Source organism: Candidatus Accumulibacter sp. ACC007 (genome assembly GCF_907163205.1).
Lineage (GTDB): Bacteria > Pseudomonadota > Gammaproteobacteria > Burkholderiales > Rhodocyclaceae > Accumulibacter > Accumulibacter regalis.
In genome coordinates, this window is the sequence record NZ_CAJQUD010000001.1 from 356,882 (window position 1) to 374,500 (window position 17,619).

Consider the following 17,619-nt stretch of genomic DNA (forward strand, 5'->3'; position numbering starts at 1 on the left):
AGGAAAGTATTATGCGAATGGAGTTGGGGTTGGCGCAGTTCTGGGCGCAGGGCGATCTGGTGACGCATTCAGTGGCCATACTGCTGGTCCTCCTGTCGGTGGTCAGCTGGTACGTGATCGCCGTCAAGGCGCACGCCGTCTGGCAGGCCAAGCGTTGTCATGCACGCGCGCTGGCGTCGTTCTGGGGGGCGCCGAGCCTGCCGGCGGCGATCGAGGCGATCCGTGGTCAAGACAGGACCGGTATTTTCACCAGCATGGCGGTCGCCGGCGCCAACGCCGCGGGTCTGCATCGCGAGCACTCGGATCGCGGCATCGGCGCCGGAGTCAGCGTCAGCGAGTTCGTCACCCGCTCGCTGCGCAGCCAGATCGTCGACGCGCAGGCGAGTATCGAATCCGGGCTCACCTTTCTCGCCTCGGTCGGCTCGACGGCACCGTTCATCGGCCTGTTCGGGACCGTGTGGGGAATCTATCACGCGTTGGTGGGCCTTTCAGGGGCCACGCAGGTGGTCCTCGACAAGGTCGCCGGCCCCGTCGGCGAGGCGCTGATCATGACCGCCGGTGGCCTCTTCGTGGCCATTCCGGCGGTGCTCGCCTACAACGCCTTCACCCGCGGCAATCGCCTGACGCTGGCTCGGCTGGACGGCTTTGCGCACGACCTGCACGCCTACCTGACCACCGGTCTGCGTGGTCGGCCGGGCGACAAGCTGGTCGACCTGGGCGTCGTTCGTGGCGGGCGCAGCGGCTGAGCAAGAGGAGAGCGCAATGGCCTTTGGTTCATTCGAAAACAGTGGCAGCAGCCAACCGATGGCGGAAATCAATACCACGCCGCTGGTCGACGTGATGCTCGTGCTGCTGGTGATCTTCATCATCACCGCGCCACTCTTTCACGACGCGGTGCCGATCGAGTTGCCGCGTGTCGATGCCAGCAGGCTCGATGATCCACCGCGGGTGTTGTCGGTGGCCATCGATGCCGCCGGCGACGTCTTCATCGACGGCCAGCCCGTCGAGCGCAGCGAGATGGGCGCGCGTTTGCTTGCCGTCAGCGCCGGCGACGGGCAGATCGAGCTGCACCTGCGCGCCGACCGCGGAACGCGCTACGAGCGCGTCGCCGAGGTTCTCGCCGACGCCCAGCGCGCCGGCCTGGTGAAAATAGCCTTCGTCACCGAACCGCTGCCGTAGCCGGCCGCCGCACCGCCCGCCGTGTACCGCAGTGCCGTGCCATACGGGTTGACAGCGCCAGCAGGCATGCGGATAATGCGCGGCGCTGGTTGTCGCGAATCCTGCACTTCGCGCCGGGTCTCCCGGACGCACTGCGCGGCGCCAGAAATGCTTCCAAGCGGGAGTAGCTCAGTTGGTAGAGCGATACCTTGCCAAGGTATAGGTCGAGAGTTCGAGACTCTTCTCCCGCTCCAGACATCGAAGGGAAAGTGCGCCACGCACTTTCCCTTTCTTTCATTTCGGGGCAGGTATAATTGGCCGCCGCGCCCGGATGGTGGAATAGGTAGACACAAGAGACTTAAAATCTCTCGGCCTTGCGGCTGTGCCGGTTCGATCCCGGCTCCGGGCACGACCCTTTCACCGCCGGCTCTCTGCCCAGGTTTCCGATGATCATTTTCGACCTTTCCTGTCAGCACGAGCATCGCTTCGAAGGCTGGTTCAAGTCGCGCGACGATTTCGACCGCCAGTCGTCGCGTTCCCTGATCAGCTGCCCGGATTGCGGTTCGCTGCAGGTTCGTCGCGTACCGTCGGCGCTCCATGTCGGTGGTCAGGCGAAGATTGCGGAAGAGGCAGCGCCAGCACCCGTCGCGGCCGCATCAGTCGCGCCCGTGCTGCCTGCGCAAACGCCGGCCATCGATCCGCGTGCCGGCGCGCGGTCGACCTTGCAACAACTGACGACGATGCTGCTGGCCAATTGCGAGGATGTCGGCGACCGCTTCGCCGAAGAGGCGAGAAGGATCCACTACCTGGAGGCGCCGGAACGCTCGATTCGCGGCCAGGCGAGCAACGAGGAATACGAAGCGCTGCGTGAAGAGGGGGTCGATGTCCTCCGTTTGCCACGCCTGAAAGTGAAAGACCTGCACTGATGCACGGCCGACGGCCGCCTGCTGCGCCGGGTATGGCCAGCCACGGACGCGTGCCGGCGCCGGTCACCCCAACCATCAAGGAGAGTTGTCGATGATCAAAGCACGCGCTGCCGTGGCCTGGGCTGCAGGACAGCCTCTGGAAATCACCGAAGTCGACGTCGAGGCGCCGCGCAGCGGCGAGGTGCTGGTGCGCATCGTCGCCACCGGTGTTTGCCATACCGATGCGTTCACGCTTTCCGGCGCCGACCCCGAAGGACTGTTTCCCTGCATTCTCGGTCATGAGGGCGGCGGTATCGTCGAGGCCGTCGGCGCGGGGGTGACTTCGGTGGTCGTTGGCGACCACGTGATTCCGTTGTACACGCCCGAATGCGGCAAGTGCAGCTTCTGCACCTCGGGCAAGACCAACCTCTGCCAGGCCATTCGCGCCACCCAGGGCAAGGGCCTGATGCCCGACGGCAGCAGCCGCTTCTCGCACCAGGGCAAGTCGATCTTCCATTACATGGGCACCTCGACCTTCAGCGAATACACCGTGCTGCCGGAGATCTCGCTGGCCAGGATCGCCAAGGATGCGCCGCTGGAGAAGGTCTGCCTGCTCGGCTGCGGCGTGACCACCGGCATCGGTGCGGTGCTCAATACCGCCAAGGTCGAGCCCGGGGCAACGGTGGCCATCTTCGGACTCGGCGGTATCGGCCTGTCGGCGGTGATCGGGGCGGTGATGGCCAGGGCGGCGCGGATCATCGCCATCGATACCAACCCGGCCAAATTTGCCATTGCCCGGCAACTCGGGGCGACCGACTGCGTCAATCCGGCCGATCACGATCGCCCGATCCAGGAAGTGATCGTCGACCTGACCGACGGTGGCGTCGACTACTCTTTCGAATGCATCGGCAGCGTCAAGGTGATGCGCGCGGCACTCGAATGCTGCCACAAGGGCTGGGGTGAATCGGTGATCATCGGCGTCGCCGGCGCTGGCGAGGAAATTTCGACGCGACCGTTCCAGCTGGTCACCGGCCGCGTCTGGCGGGGTTCGGCGTTTGGTGGCGTGCGTGGCCGCAGCGAGCTGCCGGGCTATGTGGCACGCGCGCAGAGTGGCGAGATTCCGCTCGACACCTTCATTACCCATACCATGGGGCTGGAGGACATCAACCACGCTTTCGAGCTGATGCACGAAGGCAAGAGCATCCGCTCGGTGATCCGCTTCTGAGCCTGCCGATGACCACTGCTGCGCTCGAAGAACTTGCCGCCCACCGCTGCTTCGGGGGCTGGCAGCGACGTTACCGGCACTCGTCGGCGACCCTGCGCTGCGCGATGGTGTTTTCCGTCTACCTGCCGCCGCAGGCCGAGAGCGGCAAGGTGCCGGCGCTGTACTGGCTGTCCGGGCTGACCTGCAGCGACGAGAATTTCATGCACAAGGCCGGTGCACAGCGCCTGGCTGCCGAGCTGGGCGTGGCCATCGTCGCCCCCGATACCAGTCCACGCGGCGCGCATGTGCCGGGTGATCCGGAAGGCGCCTGGGACTTCGGGCATGGCGCCGGTTTCTACCTCGACGCCATGCAGCAGCCGTGGGCCGAGAATTACCGGATGCACGACTACGTCGTCCGGGAACTGCCGGCGCTGATCGAAGCGCAGTTGCCGATCGACTCGCGGCGCGCCATCAGCGGTCATTCGATGGGCGGCCACGGTGCGCTGGTCTGCGCCTTGCGCAACCCCGGCCGTTACCGGGCAGTATCGGCTTTTGCCCCGATCAGCCACGCCATCGACAGCCCCTGGGGGCAGAAGGCTTTCGCCCGCTATCTCGGCGACGAGCGTTGCGCATGGAAGGAGTGGGATGCCTGCGAGTTGATCGCCAGCGCTGGCGAACGCCTGCCCCTGCTCGTCGACCAGGGCGAGGCGGACGGTTTTCTGCTCGCCCAACTGCAGCCCGAGAAGCTGCGCCAGGCCTGTGCCGCTGTCGGTCATCCGCTGCGCCTGCGTGTGCACCCCGCGTACGACCACAGCTACTATTTCATCGCCAGCTTCATCGACGACCACCTGCGCCACCACGCCGCGGCCCTGCTCGCTCGCTGAGCCGGTCGGTCGCTGCCAGCGGTCTGCCCGCCGCCACACGCGCCCGCTCCTCGCAATGACGGGGTGTGGGTGATGGGGAATGCTGGCCCGGATTCGGCGCTGCGGGGAGCGCGGTGTGGAGCGGGCGAAATCCAGCCGTCGCTTGGCTTTCTCAGCTGGCGACGATAACCCGGTTGCGACCTTCGTTCTTCGCCTGGTAGAGCGCTGCGTCGGCGGCCTGGATGAGCGCCTGGCTGTCTTTTTCGGAACCACTGGCCGGCGCTACGCCGATACTCACGCTGACCGGCAGCGCCTGATGTTCCCACACGAAATCGTATTTTTCGACCATCGCCCGGATGCGTTCGGCGATCTGCGCCGCGGCGCGCGCGTTGGCGTTCGGCAGCACCGCGGCGAACTCCTCGCCACCGTAGCGAAAAACCAGATCCTCGCCGCGCGAGGTACGCTTGAGCAGGTCGGCGAGCTGGCGCAGGACGGCATCGCCGGCAGGGTGCCCGTGGCTGTCGTTGATGCGCTTGAAGTGGTCGATATCGAGCAGCAGAAAGGCCATGGGCAGCGCGTTGGACTGCGAGAATGCCCATTCCGAGGCCAGAAAGTCGAGGCCGTGGCGCCGGTTGGGGAGCTGCGTCAGCGTATCGGTCAGCGCATCCTGCAGCAGGCGCTTGTGGGCGACGGCGAACTCGCCTGTCGAACGCATGATGCCCCGGCGCTCGCGTTGAATCTCCGCGCGCAGCAGAATCATTCGCGTGGCGGTATTCAGCCGCACGCGCAAGGTCTGTACGGTCAGCGGCTTGACCAGCACGTCGTCGGCGCCGGCGTCGATGGCCTCGACGATGTGGCCCTCACTTTCCGGCGAAGCCAGGAGCAGGGCGTAGGTCTCCTTGCCGGCACTCGTCTGGCGCAGGATGCGGCAGAAAACGGCCGCCTTGAGTCCGGGCATCGACATGTCGGCAATAACGATTTGCGCCGGCTGGCGCAGCGCCTGCTTCAGTCCTTCCGGGGTGCTGTCGAGCAGCACCGGCAGATGTCCGAGCTGTTCGATCTGTTCCATCAGCGTGGGCAGCTCGGCGGCCGGAACGCCGAGCACCTGTACCTGCAGGCGCTGCCCGGCCGCCTTGCCCGTTTGCTCGGCGTTGGCGGCGCTGACCCTCAGGCTGGGCGGGCTGGCGGCGAGTATTTCGGCGAACGGGGGCAGTTCCTGCGTACGCACCTGCAGCGTCGCCCCCCATTCGCGCCAGCGCCGAGACATCCGGTCGACCATGTCGTTGAGCGCGTCACCGCCGACTCCCAGGCGCGCAGCCCGGGTCAGCAGACCCGGCAGCAGGCTCCAGCGAGCTTCCTCGTCGGCCATGCAGATTTCGGCCAGCGAGCAGGCAAAGTTGAGCGAGTGGGTCAGCGTCTGCAAGCGCGAGCCGTCGGGAAAGCCGGCGACATCGGGCTGCTCCTGATGGTAGGCAGCCTGGATCAGCATGTCCGGCAATCCCCACTCGGCGAGCATGCTGGCACCGAGCTGGCGATGGTCCATGTCGAAGCGTTCGCGCTCCAGAGTCGCCAGATCCTGTTGCAGTTCCCTTGCCGCGATCAGTACCGCGGCGTACTCGTCGGGGTAGAGCGAGGCCATTGCCAGTTCGCCGACCCGGGTCAGCAGGCCGATGGTGAAGATGTCTTCACTGGAAATCTGCGCGAAACGGGCGAGCTCCTGGCAAGCGATACCCGTGGCCAGCGAATGGCTCCAGAAAGACGTGTAGTCGAACTCGGCGCACTGGCCTGTCTTGTGGCTGTGCATCACCGACAGGCCGATGACCAGGTCGCGTACCTTGAACGATCCGAGGGCAACGATTGCCCGCTGCAGGGAGACAATCGGCCGCGTGCGGCCAAAAGCGGCGGCGTTGGCGAACTTGAGCAAGCGCCCCGCAATCGCCGGGTCCGACTGGACCAGGCGCACCAGTTCCAGCACCCGGAAATCGTCGCGCTGCAGAAGCGTGATGATCGCGAAGGCAACGCCTTTGGGCGACGGCAATTTGCCGGTCGCCTTCATCAAGCGGTAGCGTTCGGGGTCGACGAAGCTGATCAAGGAAGTCTGGGTTCCGGCATTTGCGGGCGATTATGCTACAAAACACGGATCATCGGCGGCCGGATGACGCGACTCTGGCGCCACCGCCCCTGCGCTGCCAGGCGGCGAAAGCCGATCAGTGATCGGCACGCCGCCGCCGCGCGCCAGGCCGCGGCCTGCCGTTTCTTCACAGCAGCTCGGTGTCGTCGTGCCGGTAGGGCGGGCTGCAGCAGCAGAGCAGGTGCAGCGCTTCGCCGCCGCTGGCAGTGACGCTGTGCGCCGTTCCCGGCCTGATGAGCACGGTGTCGCCGACGCCAATGGGCAGCGTTTCGCCGGCCAGGGTCATGATTCCCGTGCCGTGCGTCACGTGATAGAGCTCCTCGCTGAGCCGGTGGCGATGCAGACGCGTCTGCTGACCCGGCTGGATGATCGCCTCGGCGAGACTCTGCTGGCGGTTGCCATGCACGTCGGGATGCATCAACTCGCGGATTTCGGAGCCGTCACGGGTGACGTAGGCGGTGATTTCGCGGCGACGGGTCTTCATGCTTCCTCCTCCCGCAGGGCGGTGATCAGGGCCGGATCGTCCTCGCTGACGGTGCCGACGCGGGGGCTGACCGGCCAGCTCTGCAGGTCGCCGTCCGGGCACGGGCGGATCAAGTCTCCAGCCTCATCGGCCGGAGCGCTCAGCCAGGCCTGCCAGTGTTGGCGAGCGACAATCAGCGGCATGCGCGGGTGAATCGCGCGCAAGCCTTCGTTGGCGGCGGTGGTGACGATGCAGCAGCTGCGTACGACCTCGCCGCCCGGCGCGGTCCACGCTTCCCACAGTCCGCCGAAGGCCATCACTTCACCGGATTGCAGGGAGCTGTAGAAAGGCTGCTTGCGCGCTGGCCCGGCAGGCGCGGCGATTGCCTGCCACTCGTAAAAGCCACTCGCCGGAATCAGGCAGCGGCGTTTGCGGAACGCGTCGCGAAAGGCAGGTTTTTCGCTCAGCGACTCGCCGCGGGCGTTGATCAGGCGTGCGGCAAGCGCCGGGTTTTTCGCCCAGTGCGGCAGGAGACCCCAGCGCAGCAGGTGGGCCACGCGTTGCCCGCCCGGCGACTGGCGAATGACCGCAATATCGGTCGCCGGGGCGATGTTGTGGCGCGCCGCAAGCTCGACGCATTCGTCGAGGGCGAAGTGTCGCGAGAGCCGCGAGCGAGGGGCATCGAGGGCATAGCGTCCACACATGGGCGCAGTGTAGCAGCGTCGACCGATGCGGCGAAGATGCAGCGGGGCCCGGGCGGGCGAACGCTGCTCGCGGTGTTTTTCTTGATCGGCGGCAAGGGCGCGAGCGCGGGTCGCTGCGTATAATCTTCGCCCTAAGCCTGGCCGGCGACGCTTGTCGTCGCTGGCGACCGGTTCACCTCCTTCCCGCTCAGCGTGTCCATCCGCCATGTCCCGCCGTTCGTTGTGACCGACGCCTCGTCGTTCCGTCTGCCAGCCGAAGGCTCTGCGCCTTCTCCCGGGACGCGCAGTCCGTTCGTTCGCTGGCTGCAGGCGAATGCGCGCCAGTACCCTTCGGCCGTCGCCTTGTGCAGCGCGCGTGGCGAGTGGCGCAACGAAGAACTGGCGGCCTGGGCCGAGCGCGCCGGCAGCTTTCTGCGCGCACAGGGACTGGTGGCTGGCGACGCCGTGGGCAGCGCAGCCGGCGCCAGTGACCTGGCGCTGGCTGCGCTGGCGTGCTCGGCGGCGAAAGTGGTTTTTCTGCCGCTCGATCCGCTGCTCGCCGAGGCCGCCTGGCCAGGCCTGCAGGCGCTCGCCGGTGGTCGCCTGCAGCGCCTTTCGCCGTTGCCCGAAGGCTTGGATCGCTTGCCCGCAGTGCCTTGCCCGCTCGTCGCCGGGCAGGTGACAAGCAACGCGGCCCCGGATCTCGCGCTCCTCATCGCGACCAGCGGCAGCGAGGGTGCGGCGAAGGTGGTAATGCTCAGTGAAGCCAATATCGAGGCCGCCGCAGGGGCCTCGAACGAGCGCCTTCCGCTCCACGTCGGCGACGTCTGGCTGGCCTGCCTGCCGCTGCATCACATCGGCGGCATGGCCATCCTTGGCCGTTGCCTGCGCGCGGCGGCGACGCTGCTCCTGCACGACGGATTTTCGGCCACCGCCGTCTGGGACGATCTGCACACCCGGCGGGTCAGTCACCTGTCGCTGGTCCCGGCGATGCTGGCGCGATTGCTCGATGTGGCGCAGGGTGCGCCGCCGCCAGGCAGTCTGCGCCACGCCCTGATCGGTGGTGCGGCGCTGTCGCGACCGCTGTTCGAGCGCGCCCTGGCCAGCGGCTGGCCGATCCGCCCGAGTTGGGGAATGAGCGAGTCGACGGCGCAGGCAGCGACGTTGCTGCGTCCGGACGGCGACTGGCAGGTCGGCGACGTGGGTCACCTGTTGGCCGGCCTGCGCGCCCGGGGTGCTGCCGACGGGCGTCTGTATTTGCGCGGTGCACAGGTGATGGCCGGTTACCTGAACCCTGCCTGGCGCCATGGCGACGGTCTTGACGACGACGGCTGGCTGGCGACCGGCGACCTGGGGACGATCGACGCCGGCGGTCGCTTGCGCATCCTCGGCCGCGCTGACGACATGTTGATCAGCGCCGGGGTCAACGTGCACCCGCTCGAAATCGAGGCCTGTCTGGCCGCCTGCCCCGGCGTCAGCGACGTCGCGGTGACTGCCGTTGCCGACCCGGTGTGGGGCGACTTGCTGGTCGCCCTGGTCGTTGGCCCGGCCGAACCCGCTGTGCTGCATGACTGGAGCCGGCAGCATCTGGTGGTCGCCAAACGCCCGCGTCGGGTGCTGCGCCTGGACGCGCTGCCACGCAATGTGCTCGGCAAGATCGAGCGGTGCGCCCTGCGCGCGCTCGCCCAGGGCGGCGGGGAGCCGGGTGGGTGAGCAGATGAACCTCGCCGGGCTGCTCGACGGCCCGCGCAGCGCGCTCCTGCGCCGGCGCCTGCGCGCGCGCCTGCCGCGCGCGGCGGCGCGGGGCCTGCTCAGCGTCACCCTCGATCTCGGCGCGGGCGGTGAGCAGCGCTGGCTGGACGTCGACCTGGCGCGAGCGCAGATCAACTGGTGGGGGCGGCCGGCAGGCGCCGGGCCGGATGTCGCCGCCAGCGATGGCCGGGAAGCTGCCCAGCGCGGTGGCGCGCGCGGCGACTATCGCCTCGCCGTCGGCAGCGCGATGAGCTTCACGACCACGGGTGCGGCGCGTTTTGCGGCCTTGCAGGCTGCTTTTTCGGGTCTTGCACCGGTCTGGGAGCACGACGACTGGCAGCAGACCGGATTCGTTCCGCTGGCGCACATCGGTTTTGCCTTTGACGACGACGCGGGGAATGGCGCGTCTGCTGCGGACGACCTGCCGAACGCACGCCTGCTCGTGCCGGCCATTTTGCTGGCCAATCGCGCTGGCCGCTGCAGCGCAACTTTCAGCTGTGCGGTGGGCGAAGGCGAGGGCGCCATCGAACGCTGGCGCGACGCCCTGCGTGCCGTCCAGCCGCCCGATTGGACCGCAGCTGCTGCGCCGCCGGCGAGCGTCGTGCGACGGCGCAGCGAAGTGCTCGCCGAGCGGGCGTTCCTGGCGCGGGCGCGCGCCGCGCTGGCCGAGATCGCTGGCGGCCGCCTCGCCAAGCTGGTTCTGGCGCGCAGCGTTCGCTTTGACGGCGATCGCCCGATTGCCCTGGCGCCATTGCTGGCCGCGCTTGCCGATCGCCATCCGGAATGCGCCATTTTCGGGGTCGGCGAGCGCGGCCAGTTTTTCCTGGGTGCAACGCCCGAGCGCCTGGTCGCGCTTCGGCGTGGCGCGGTCGAGGCCGATGCGCTGGCCGGGACGGCCTGGCTGGCCGCCGTGTCGGCAGCCGGAGAAGGGCGCTCGCTGGCCTTGCAGGACGACAAGAACACGCGCGAGCAGCAACTGGTGGTCGATGCCGTTCGCACCGCGCTGGCGCCGCTCTGCGTTGCGCTGGCGGCGCCGACGCCGGCCGAGGTGCTGCAGTTGCGCGAGCTGCAGCACCTGCGCACCCGGGTGCGTGGTCGCCTGCGCCCCGGGGTCGGTCTTTTCGATCTTGTCGCCCGCCTGCATCCGACGCCCGCCGTCGGCGGTACGCCTGCCGGCGCCGCACGCCAGTGGCTGCGCAGCCACGGCGATCGCCGTGGCGCGTGGTACTCCGGCGGCGTCGGCTGGATCGACCGTGATGGCGATGGCGAAGTGGTCGTCGCCCTGCGCTGCGCGCGCATCAAGGGCTGCGGGGCCGAGCTGTTCGCGGGTGCGGGTATCGTGGCCGGCTCGGACCCGGCACAGGAACTTGCCGAGACCGAAGCCAAGCTGGCGGTGATCGCCGAAGCCCTGCGCCAGGCGCTGCCTGCCGTGCCCTGCCCGGAGAGCCGGAGCGCATGAGCGACGCGGCCGATAACGGCCTCCTCAACCTGCGCTGGTCGCAGACGCTGGTCGATGCCCTGGCCGCTGCCGGGCTGCGCGCAGCGGTGCTTTCGCCGGGCTCGCGTTCGACTCCGCTGGCGCTGGCCTTCCTGCGCCAGACGGCGGTTCGCTGCCAGGTCATCGTCGACGAGCGCAGCGCGGCCTTCGTTGCGCTGGGCATGGCCAAGGCCACGCGGCAACCGGTGGCGCTGCTGTGCACTTCGGGTTCGGCGCCGGCGAACTGGTTTCCGGCGCTCATCGAAGCCGATCTCGGCGCCGTGCCGCTGCTCCTGCTCTCGGCCGACCGCCCGCCCGAGTTGCTCGGCTGGGGTGCCAACCAGACCATCGACCAGCAGCACCTCTTCGGCAGGCACGTGCGTTCCTTCTACGCCCCGCCGCTGCCCGACGCCGACTTCTCGCCGGCCTATCTGCAGCGCCTGGCGGCGCGGGCGATCGCCGACAGCCGGTGGCCGCTGCCGGGACCGGTGCATCTCAATCTGGCTTTCCGCGAACCGCTGCTGCCTGCCGGCGAGCTTCTCGCGACCCAGGCTGCCGCGGCGTGCTCGCCGCCGGTCAGCGTTGCCGCGCCGCTGCTCCTGCCCAGGCCGCAGGCGATCGCCGACACGCTCGGCGAGATCAGTGGCCGCGCAGGGGCGATCATCTGCGGCGGCGCCGATTATCCGCCGCAATTTGCCGAGGCAGTCAGCGCGCTTGCTGCGCAGCTCGACTGCCCGATCCTCGCCGAACCGCTGTCGAATCTACGCTTCGGTGCGCACGACCGCAGCCGGCTGTGCGTGCGTTACGAGAGTTTCCTGCGCCCGCCGTCGCCGCTCGCCACGGCCCGCCCCGAATGGCTGCTGCGCTTCGGTGCCTTTCCGGTCACCCGCACGCTGCAGGAGTGGCTGCGCGCGGCGGCGTCGGCGCTGCAGGTGGTGGTCACCCCGGACAGCCGCTGGCCGGACCCGCAGCACGCCGCCGGAAGGCTGCTGCAGGCCGATCCGGTCGCGGCTTGCCGGGCCCTGCTGGCCGGCGGCGGCCGGCCCGCGCCGGCCAGCTGGCGAGGCCTTTTTGCGCGCGCCGAGGCGGCTGCAGAAGCCGTGGCACGAGCCCACTGCGCGGGTGCCGCCGGGCGGCTGGCGCCCTGCGAAGGCACGCTGATTCCGGCGCTGCTCGAACGCCTGCCGGCGGGTCATCACGTCTTCTGCGGCAACTCGCTGGCGATCCGCGACCTCGACGCCTTTTCGGGCAGTGGCGACAAGCCGCTGCGCTTCTTCGGCAATCGCGGGGCCAGCGGCATCGACGGAAATCTGTCGACGGCCCTCGGGATCGCCAGCTCGGGGGCGTGCCTGGCGCTGGTCGGTGACTTGACCGCGCAACACGACTTGACCGCCCTGGCCGCTGCCAAGGGCCGCGACATCATCGTGGTGGTGCTCAACAACGGTGGCGGCGGCATCTTCGATTACCTGCCGGTGGCCGCCTTGCCCGAGTTCGAGCGCGGCTGGCTGACCCCGCAGACGGTCGACCTGGTCGCCGCCGCGCACAGTTTCGGCGTCGTCGGCGAGCGAGTGTGGTCGCTGGCCGAGCTCACCGCCAGCGTCGAGCGCGCGCTGCGGCGCGGTGGTGCGACGCTGATCGAAGTGCCGATCGATCGCCGGGCGAGCGTCGCCGCGCGCCGCGAGTTCTCGCGGCAGGTGGCCGAGGCGCTGCTGTAGTATTCCCCTGCTCCCGTCATTGCGGGCGGGTGTGGCGCCGCGTTCCTGCGCGGAATCGGCTTGCGGTCGGGTCAGCCGCCGACGCTGTTCGTTGCTGTCGACAGCCCGACGTCGAAGCGGCCGCCGGCAGCCAGAACGGCTTCGAACCGGTCGAGCGGCAGCGGTCGCGAGAAAAGGAAGCCTTGCTGAATGCTGCAGCCGTGGGCGAGGAGAAAATCAGACTGTTCGCGGGTCTCGATACCTTCGGCGACGACGCGCATGCCGAACTGCTTGCCGAGTTCGATGATCGACAGGGCGATGGCGGCGTCCTTGCCGCCGCGGGCGACGTCGGTGACGAAGGCGCGGTCGATCTTCAGTTCATCGATCGGGAAGCGCTTGAGATAGCTCAACGACGAATAGCCGGTTCCGAAATCGTCGAGCGACAGGCTGAAGCCCCGCTCGCGCAAGCTTTGCAGCCGCATGATCGTGCGTTCGGCGTCGACCATCAGCAGCGACTCGGTCAGTTCAAGGACCAGTTGCTGGGGTGAAATGCCGACGCGGCGTACCGCGTCGGCGAATTTCTCGGCGATGTCGTCCTGCTGGAAACTGGGGCTGGCCAGATTGACCGAGACGCGTACCGGGTCGAGTCCGGCATTGGCCCACTGTTTGAGATGGCGTGCGGCGGCGGCCACCACCCAGTCGCCAAGGGCGACGATCAGCCCGCACTCCTCGGCCAGTCCGATGAACTGGCCTGGCGCGAGCAGGCCGAGGCGCGGATGCTGCCAACGCACCAGTGCCTCGGCGCCGCTCATGCGCCCACTGCTGGCGTCGACCTTCGGCTGGAAATGCAGGCGCAGCTCGCCGTCGCCGATGGCTCGGCGCAGTTCGTTTTCCAGCTGCAGCTTGGCGCTGGCGGCGCTGTTCATCTCGTCGTCGAAGAAGCGGCAGTTCGCCGGGCCGGCGCCCTTGGCGGCATACAGCGCTTGCTCGGCGTGGCGCCACAGGTTTTCGACCGAATCCGCGTCGCGCGGGAAGACGGCGATGCCAATGCACGCGGTGACCACCACTTCGCGGCCGTCGAACAGCAGCGGTCGGGAAACACTGTGCAGCAGGCGTTCGGCGACCAGCGCGGCATCGCTGGCGACACGCACGTCGATGAGCAGCAGGGTGAATGCGTCGCCATCGATACGGGCGACCATTTCGGCTGGGCGCATCGGCGGATTGAGCGCCAGTAGGTCGCTTTCCCGGACCGAGAGTTTCAGGCGGTCGGCAAGCTGGCAGAGGAAGCGATCGCCAGCGGCGTCGCCAAAGGCGTCGTTGACGCTCTTGAAGTGATCGAGGTCGAGATGCAGGAGTGCGCAACTGCCGCGTGCGCGGCGCGTGCGCGCCAGTTCGACGGTGACCAGTTCGGTGAAGAAGCGTCGGTTGGCCAGTCCGGTGAGGCTGTCGTGCATCGCCAGATGCTCGATGCGGCGTTTGGCCTGCACCCGCTCGCTGATGTCCTGGGTGATGCCCTCGATCCTGAGCATCCGGCCGGCGGCATCCCTCACCGCCTGTGCCTGTTCGAGGACCTCGATCAGTCGGCCATCGAGACTTTCCATCGCGTAGCTCAGCCGGTAGGCCGTGCCATCGTGCAAGAGCGCCTTCCGTGCGGCATCAACCGTTGTCTTGTCGCTGGCCCGCACACGGCTCAGGAAACGTTCCGGGGTGCCGGTCCCGGCGAGTTCGAGGTCGCCAAAAATGCGGCGCAGTTCGTCGGAGCAGGTAAAACGCGCGTCATTCAACGACCATTGCCAATTACCCATCCGCGCCTGGCGCTGGGCCTGCGCCAGGCTGGCCTGGCTGCGAGTGACTTCGGCAAGGGCACGGCTGGCGCGCAGGGCGTAGCGTACGCGGTGGGTCAATAGCGCCCAGTTGATCGGCTTGGTGACGAAGTCGGTGGCGCCGGCGGCATAGGCGCGTTCGATGGAATCGGTGTCGTCGAGCCCGGTGAGCATGACGATCGGCAGCCACCTGGCACGCGCCTCGCGGCGCAGCGCTGCGCAGACCGTGTAGCCGTCGATGCCGGGCATCATCACGTCGAGCAGGATGAGGTCGAATTCGTCGTCTTCGCAGGCGTGCAAAGCGGCCTCGCCGCAGTCCGCTTCGCTGACCTCGAAGCCGGCGTGACGCAGCGATTCGGCCGCCAGCATGCGCAGCATCCCGTCGTCGTCGACGAGCAGCAGGCGGCCGGTTCGTGCAGTGTTGTCCATCAGGCGTTCTCTTTCGCGGTCGCCTTCGGTGCCGCCGTGGTGATGCGATATTGTGCCAGGCTTGCGGTGAATTCGCCGTAGGCGTCGCCGAGCCTGGATGGCCAGTCGCTGGCTGGCGAGCTGCCGGCGCGCAGCAACATCTCGAGCTGCCTGGCCTGCTCCGACAGGGCCAGCGCGCCGACCGTTGCGCTCGACGACTTGAGCGTATGCGCGCAACGCTGCAGGGTGGTGTGATCGCCGCTCTCGCTGGCCCGTTCGATGGCCGCCAGGAGCTCGCTGGCATTGCTGGTGAACAGGTCGAGGACGCGCTCGGCGAAGGCCGGGTTGCTGCCGTCGGCGACCATCGGCAGCGCCTGCACGATAGCCGGGTCGAAAGCGGGTGGCGTGTGCGGCCGAGCCTCTCTGCTGGTCTCGCTGACGGTGACCGTTGCGCTCGCTGCCGCCTGACCGCTCTCGCCAGGCGTTGCCGCCATTTTCGCCGTCGCCGGCAGCGCGGGCAGGTTGCGCTCCAGTGCGGCGGCTAGTTGCGCCCGATTGATCGGTTTTGCCAGGTAGTCGTTCATTCCCGCGGCCAGGCACTGTTCGCGGTCACCGGCCAGAGCGTTGGCGGTCAGGGCCACGATCGGGCACGGCACACGGCCTGCCTGACGCTCGTCGGCGCGGATCTGGCGAGTCGCCTGGAAGCCGTCCATGACCGGCATCTGGCAATCCATCAGGATCAGGTCGTAGCTCCCGGCGTGCGCCGCAAGCACCGCTTGCGCGCCGTCGTGAGCACGGTCGACCTGGCATCCCAGGGTGGCCAGGATGGCGCCGGCGATCTCGCGATTGACCTCGTTGTCCTCGACGAGCAGCACGTGGCCGCCGAGCCGGCGCGCTTGCCGTGCAAGCAGCGCGGGCTGCGGCAGCGCCTGCGCGTGCCGCTGTACGCGCTGCCGGAACCAGAACGTCGAGCCGCGTCCCGGCTCGCTTTCGAAACCGACCTCGCCGTCCATGCGTTGCGCCAGCTCGCGGATGATCACCAGCCCGAGGCCCGTGCCGCCGAACTTGCGCGTCGTCGAATTGTCGGCCTGCGAGAAGGGGGCGAAGAGCTTCTCGCCGCTTTCCGGCCCGATGCCGACGCCGGTGTCGATGACCGCGTAGCACAGCAGGCAGTGCCCGGCATCGCCGCTCGGCGAATCGTCGCCGCCGGAGGCGGCGAATTCGGCCTGGCATTCACAGGTCAGAGAGGCGACGATCGAGCCGCGTTCAGTGAACTTCACGGCGTTGCTGAGCAGGTTGCTGACGATCTGCTTGATGCGGTAGGGGTCGCCGAGGACGGCCGCGGGAACGTCCGGGCCGATCAGTACACTGAGCAGCACGCCCTTGGCCGAGGCCATCTCGCGAAACGGTTGCACGACCTCCTCGACGAGTTGCCGCGGACTGAAGGCGATAAGCTCGATTTCCAGCCGCCCGGACTCGATTTTCGACAGGTCGAGAACGTTGTTCAGCAGGTGCAGCAGCGACTCCGCCGAAACGCGCAGGGTCTCGGCGTGGCGTCTTTGCTGCGGCGACAGCGGCGTCTCGATGAGCAGGTCGGCCATGCCGATGACGCCGTTCATCGGCGTCCTGATTTCGTGACTCATGTTGGCCAGGAAGCGTGACTTGGCGACGTTGGCGCTTTCCGCCTGTTCCTTGGCCAGCCGTAGCTGTGCGGTGCGTTGCTCGACCTGATCCTCGAGTGTCGCCCGGTGCGCGGCAAGTTCATGGTCGCGCAACTGGACTTCACTGAGCATGACGTTGAAGCCGGCGATCAGGTCGCCGACTTCATCGTGCTGGTCGATCATCACCCGCTGCGAATAGTCCTTGTCGGTGGCCACCAGTCGCATCGCCTGCCTGAGCGCCAGGATCGGCATCGAAACCGAACGCTGCAGGCGTGCGGCGAGGAGCAGGGCGACGGCGAAGGCGATCAGCGCGCCGGCCAGGACGACCAGCATGCGCCGGGTGATGTCCTGCCACATCGGCTCGAGGTCCGATTCGATGCTCAGCGTGGCGATGACTTCCCGGCCCTGGCGGATCGGGTACTCGATCTTCAGCGAGTTGCCCCAATAGTCGCCGGCGACGAGCGCGACGCCGACGCCGGGACGCGTGGCCGCTATCGCTGGCCGCGCGGCGGGGTAGTGCGCGAAAACCGTGCCGTCGCGCAGGGTGATCGAACCGCCGATGACCTCGGGACGGGCGCGCAGGCCGGCCAGCGTTTCGCTGGCCGCCGGCGCGTCGGCGAAGGCGATCGCGGCGGTGCTGCTCGCGGCCAGAATCTCGGCCATGCCCGTGAGCTTGGCGAGTTCGGCCTCGCGGTTGTCGTCGATTTCCGAGCCGGCAAAGAGCAGAGTGCTGACCAGCAGCCCGGCACCGGCGGTCAGGCCGATGATCAGCATCATTTTGTTCTTCAGCGGCAGATCGCGGAAACGCATCTCAGTTTTTCCCCCTGAAATCGGACAGGTTGCGGGCGAGCTTGAGGAGGTTGGAGCTGGCCCTCAGCTGTGCCTGCTCCAACGCCTGGCGATTGACTTCGAACTGCAGGCGTTGATCGGCGCGCACCAGGCCGACGGCGCCGCCGCCATCGATGAACGCCTCGGCGTCGCTGACCGTCAGTATCGGCTGTCCGCTGAGCGCGCGCAGCAACTGGCTCATCCGACGTTCTTCCGAATCGGCGATGAACAGGACCTGGCAGGGGCGCGCCTCGTCGATGCCCAGCAACTGGCGCACGGCGACCGGGCGTCCCTGTACCTGGCGGCCTTCGTGGGCTTCCAGCGCGTTGCCGACCGCGCTGCGCCCGAGGGCGCAGATCAGCAGCGGTGCCGTGCGGTTCGCGAAGACGCGCTCCGGCCATTCGACGTAGCGCGCGAAATTGATCACGAACGCCGCCTTGGCCTGCGCTTCGGTGAGCGTGGTCTGGGCGCGAGCGCCGCCGGCAGCGACGATCATGGCGATCGCCAGCAGCCGGGCGAGCCAGCGGAGCAGCAAGGAGTTCACGCGTGCGGCCATCGAGTTGTCACTC

General features: G+C 68.1%; 14 protein-coding genes and 2 tRNA genes. 10 read left to right on the forward strand and 6 right to left on the reverse strand.

What is annotated here, in order from left to right; genetic code table 11:
- Positions 1-11 precede the first annotated feature (11 nt).
- The 7 genes from QZ634_RS01490 to fghA all read left to right on the forward strand — a co-directional run bounded on the left by QZ634_RS01490 (position 12) and on the right by fghA (position 4,151).
- On the forward strand, positions 12-746 hold the full coding sequence (locus tag QZ634_RS01490; RefSeq protein ID WP_291864116.1) for a MotA/TolQ/ExbB proton channel family protein: 735 nt from the start codon (positions 12-14) through the stop codon (positions 744-746).
- 16 nt (positions 747-762) lie between these two features.
- Complete coding sequence (locus tag QZ634_RS01495) at positions 763-1,179, forward strand: biopolymer transporter ExbD (protein WP_291984942.1); 417 nt, start codon at positions 763-765, stop codon at positions 1,177-1,179.
- Positions 1,180-1,336: 157 nt separating this feature from the next.
- Positions 1,337-1,412, forward strand: a tRNA-Gly gene (locus tag QZ634_RS01500).
- 71 nt (positions 1,413-1,483) lie between these two features.
- Positions 1,484-1,567, forward strand: a tRNA-Leu gene (locus QZ634_RS01505).
- 37 nt (positions 1,568-1,604) lie between these two features.
- On the forward strand, positions 1,605-2,084 hold the full coding sequence (locus QZ634_RS01510; protein ID WP_291984944.1) for a DUF1178 family protein: 480 nt from the start codon (positions 1,605-1,607) through the stop codon (positions 2,082-2,084).
- A 91-nt stretch (positions 2,085-2,175) separates the two neighbouring features.
- Positions 2,176-3,288 (forward strand): S-(hydroxymethyl)glutathione dehydrogenase/class III alcohol dehydrogenase, encoded by a 1,113-nt coding sequence (locus QZ634_RS01515; RefSeq protein ID WP_291984947.1) that lies wholly within the window; start codon positions 2,176-2,178, stop codon positions 3,286-3,288.
- Positions 3,289-3,296: 8 nt separating this feature from the next.
- Entirely contained in the window at positions 3,297-4,151 is an 855-nt protein-coding gene (gene fghA / locus QZ634_RS01520; RefSeq protein ID WP_291984949.1) for an S-formylglutathione hydrolase, read from the forward strand.
- A gap of 151 nt (positions 4,152-4,302) precedes the next feature.
- Here fghA and QZ634_RS01525 read toward each other — a convergent pair whose 3' ends face one another.
- The 3 genes from QZ634_RS01525 to QZ634_RS01535 all read right to left on the reverse strand — a co-directional run bounded on the left by QZ634_RS01525 (position 4,303) and on the right by QZ634_RS01535 (position 7,428).
- The gene (locus QZ634_RS01525; protein WP_291864130.1) at positions 4,303-6,222 is read right to left on the reverse strand and encodes a diguanylate cyclase; all 1,920 of its coding nucleotides are present in this window, start codon (positions 6,220-6,222) and stop codon (positions 4,303-4,305) included.
- A gap of 166 nt (positions 6,223-6,388) precedes the next feature.
- On the reverse strand, positions 6,389-6,745 hold the full coding sequence (locus QZ634_RS01530; RefSeq protein ID WP_291984951.1) for a cupin domain-containing protein: 357 nt from the start codon (positions 6,743-6,745) through the stop codon (positions 6,389-6,391).
- A complete protein-coding gene (locus QZ634_RS01535; protein ID WP_291984953.1) occupies positions 6,742-7,428 on the reverse strand; it encodes an SOS response-associated peptidase in 687 nt (228 codons plus the stop codon). Before QZ634_RS01535 ends, QZ634_RS01530 begins: the two co-directional genes overlap by 4 nt.
- A 192-nt stretch (positions 7,429-7,620) precedes the next feature.
- On the opposite strand from QZ634_RS01535, the gene QZ634_RS01540 reads away from it, so the two are divergent.
- From QZ634_RS01540 to menD, 3 genes are read left to right on the forward strand one after another with little or no spacing between them, the layout of a single operon-like run.
- A complete protein-coding gene (locus QZ634_RS01540) occupies positions 7,621-9,120 on the forward strand; it encodes an AMP-binding protein (RefSeq protein ID WP_291984955.1) in 1,500 nt (499 codons plus the stop codon).
- A 4-nt stretch (positions 9,121-9,124) separates the two neighbouring features.
- Complete coding sequence (locus QZ634_RS01545; RefSeq protein ID WP_291984957.1) at positions 9,125-10,618, forward strand: isochorismate synthase; 1,494 nt, start codon at positions 9,125-9,127, stop codon at positions 10,616-10,618.
- Positions 10,615-12,351, forward strand: coding sequence for a 2-succinyl-5-enolpyruvyl-6-hydroxy-3-cyclohexene-1-carboxylic-acid synthase (gene menD, locus QZ634_RS01550; RefSeq protein WP_291984959.1), 1,737 nt, complete (start codon positions 10,615-10,617; stop codon positions 12,349-12,351). The genes QZ634_RS01545 and menD overlap by 4 nt, the downstream gene beginning before the upstream one ends.
- A 71-nt stretch (positions 12,352-12,422) precedes the next feature.
- On the opposite strand, the gene QZ634_RS01555 is transcribed toward menD, so the two are convergent.
- Genes QZ634_RS01555 through QZ634_RS01565 form a run of 3 tightly spaced genes read right to left on the reverse strand, consistent with a single transcriptional unit; the run spans position 12,423 to position 17,606 of the window.
- A complete protein-coding gene (locus QZ634_RS01555) occupies positions 12,423-14,582 on the reverse strand; it encodes an EAL domain-containing protein (protein WP_291984961.1) in 2,160 nt (719 codons plus the stop codon).
- The gene (locus QZ634_RS01560; RefSeq protein ID WP_291984963.1) at positions 14,582-17,032 is read right to left on the reverse strand and encodes a response regulator; all 2,451 of its coding nucleotides are present in this window, start codon (positions 17,030-17,032) and stop codon (positions 14,582-14,584) included. Before QZ634_RS01560 ends, QZ634_RS01555 begins: the two co-directional genes overlap by 1 nt.
- 1 nt (position 17,033) lies before the next feature.
- Positions 17,034-17,606 (reverse strand): YfiR family protein, encoded by a 573-nt coding sequence (locus QZ634_RS01565; protein ID WP_291984965.1) that lies wholly within the window; start codon positions 17,604-17,606, stop codon positions 17,034-17,036.
- Positions 17,607-17,619: the final 13 nt, after the last annotated feature.

Bases quoted from the DNA above. Each gene is read 5' to 3' on its own strand.
- QZ634_RS01490 (WP_291864116.1), top strand. From the start codon at position 12: ATGCGAATGGAGTTGGGGTTGGCGCAGTTCTGGGCGCAGGGCGATCTG.
- QZ634_RS01495 (WP_291984942.1), top strand. From the start codon at position 763: ATGGCCTTTGGTTCATTCGAAAACAGTGGCAGCAGCCAACCGATGGCG.
- QZ634_RS01510 (WP_291984944.1), top strand. From the start codon at position 1,605: ATGATCATTTTCGACCTTTCCTGTCAGCACGAGCATCGCTTCGAAGGC.
- QZ634_RS01515 (WP_291984947.1), top strand. From the start codon at position 2,176: ATGATCAAAGCACGCGCTGCCGTGGCCTGGGCTGCAGGACAGCCTCTG.
- fghA (WP_291984949.1), top strand. From the start codon at position 3,297: ATGACCACTGCTGCGCTCGAAGAACTTGCCGCCCACCGCTGCTTCGGG.
- QZ634_RS01530 (WP_291984951.1), bottom strand. From the start codon at position 6,745: ATGAAGACCCGTCGCCGCGAAATCACCGCCTACGTCACCCGTGACGGC.
- QZ634_RS01535 (WP_291984953.1), bottom strand. From the start codon at position 7,428: ATGTGTGGACGCTATGCCCTCGATGCCCCTCGCTCGCGGCTCTCGCGA.
- QZ634_RS01545 (WP_291984957.1), top strand. From the start codon at position 9,125: ATGAACCTCGCCGGGCTGCTCGACGGCCCGCGCAGCGCGCTCCTGCGC.
- menD (WP_291984959.1), top strand. From the start codon at position 10,615: ATGAGCGACGCGGCCGATAACGGCCTCCTCAACCTGCGCTGGTCGCAG.
- QZ634_RS01555 (WP_291984961.1), bottom strand. From the start codon at position 14,582: ATGGACAACACTGCACGAACCGGCCGCCTGCTGCTCGTCGACGACGAC.
- QZ634_RS01560 (WP_291984963.1), bottom strand. From the start codon at position 17,032: ATGCGTTTCCGCGATCTGCCGCTGAAGAACAAAATGATGCTGATCATC.
- QZ634_RS01565 (WP_291984965.1), bottom strand. From the start codon at position 17,606: ATGGCCGCACGCGTGAACTCCTTGCTGCTCCGCTGGCTCGCCCGGCTG.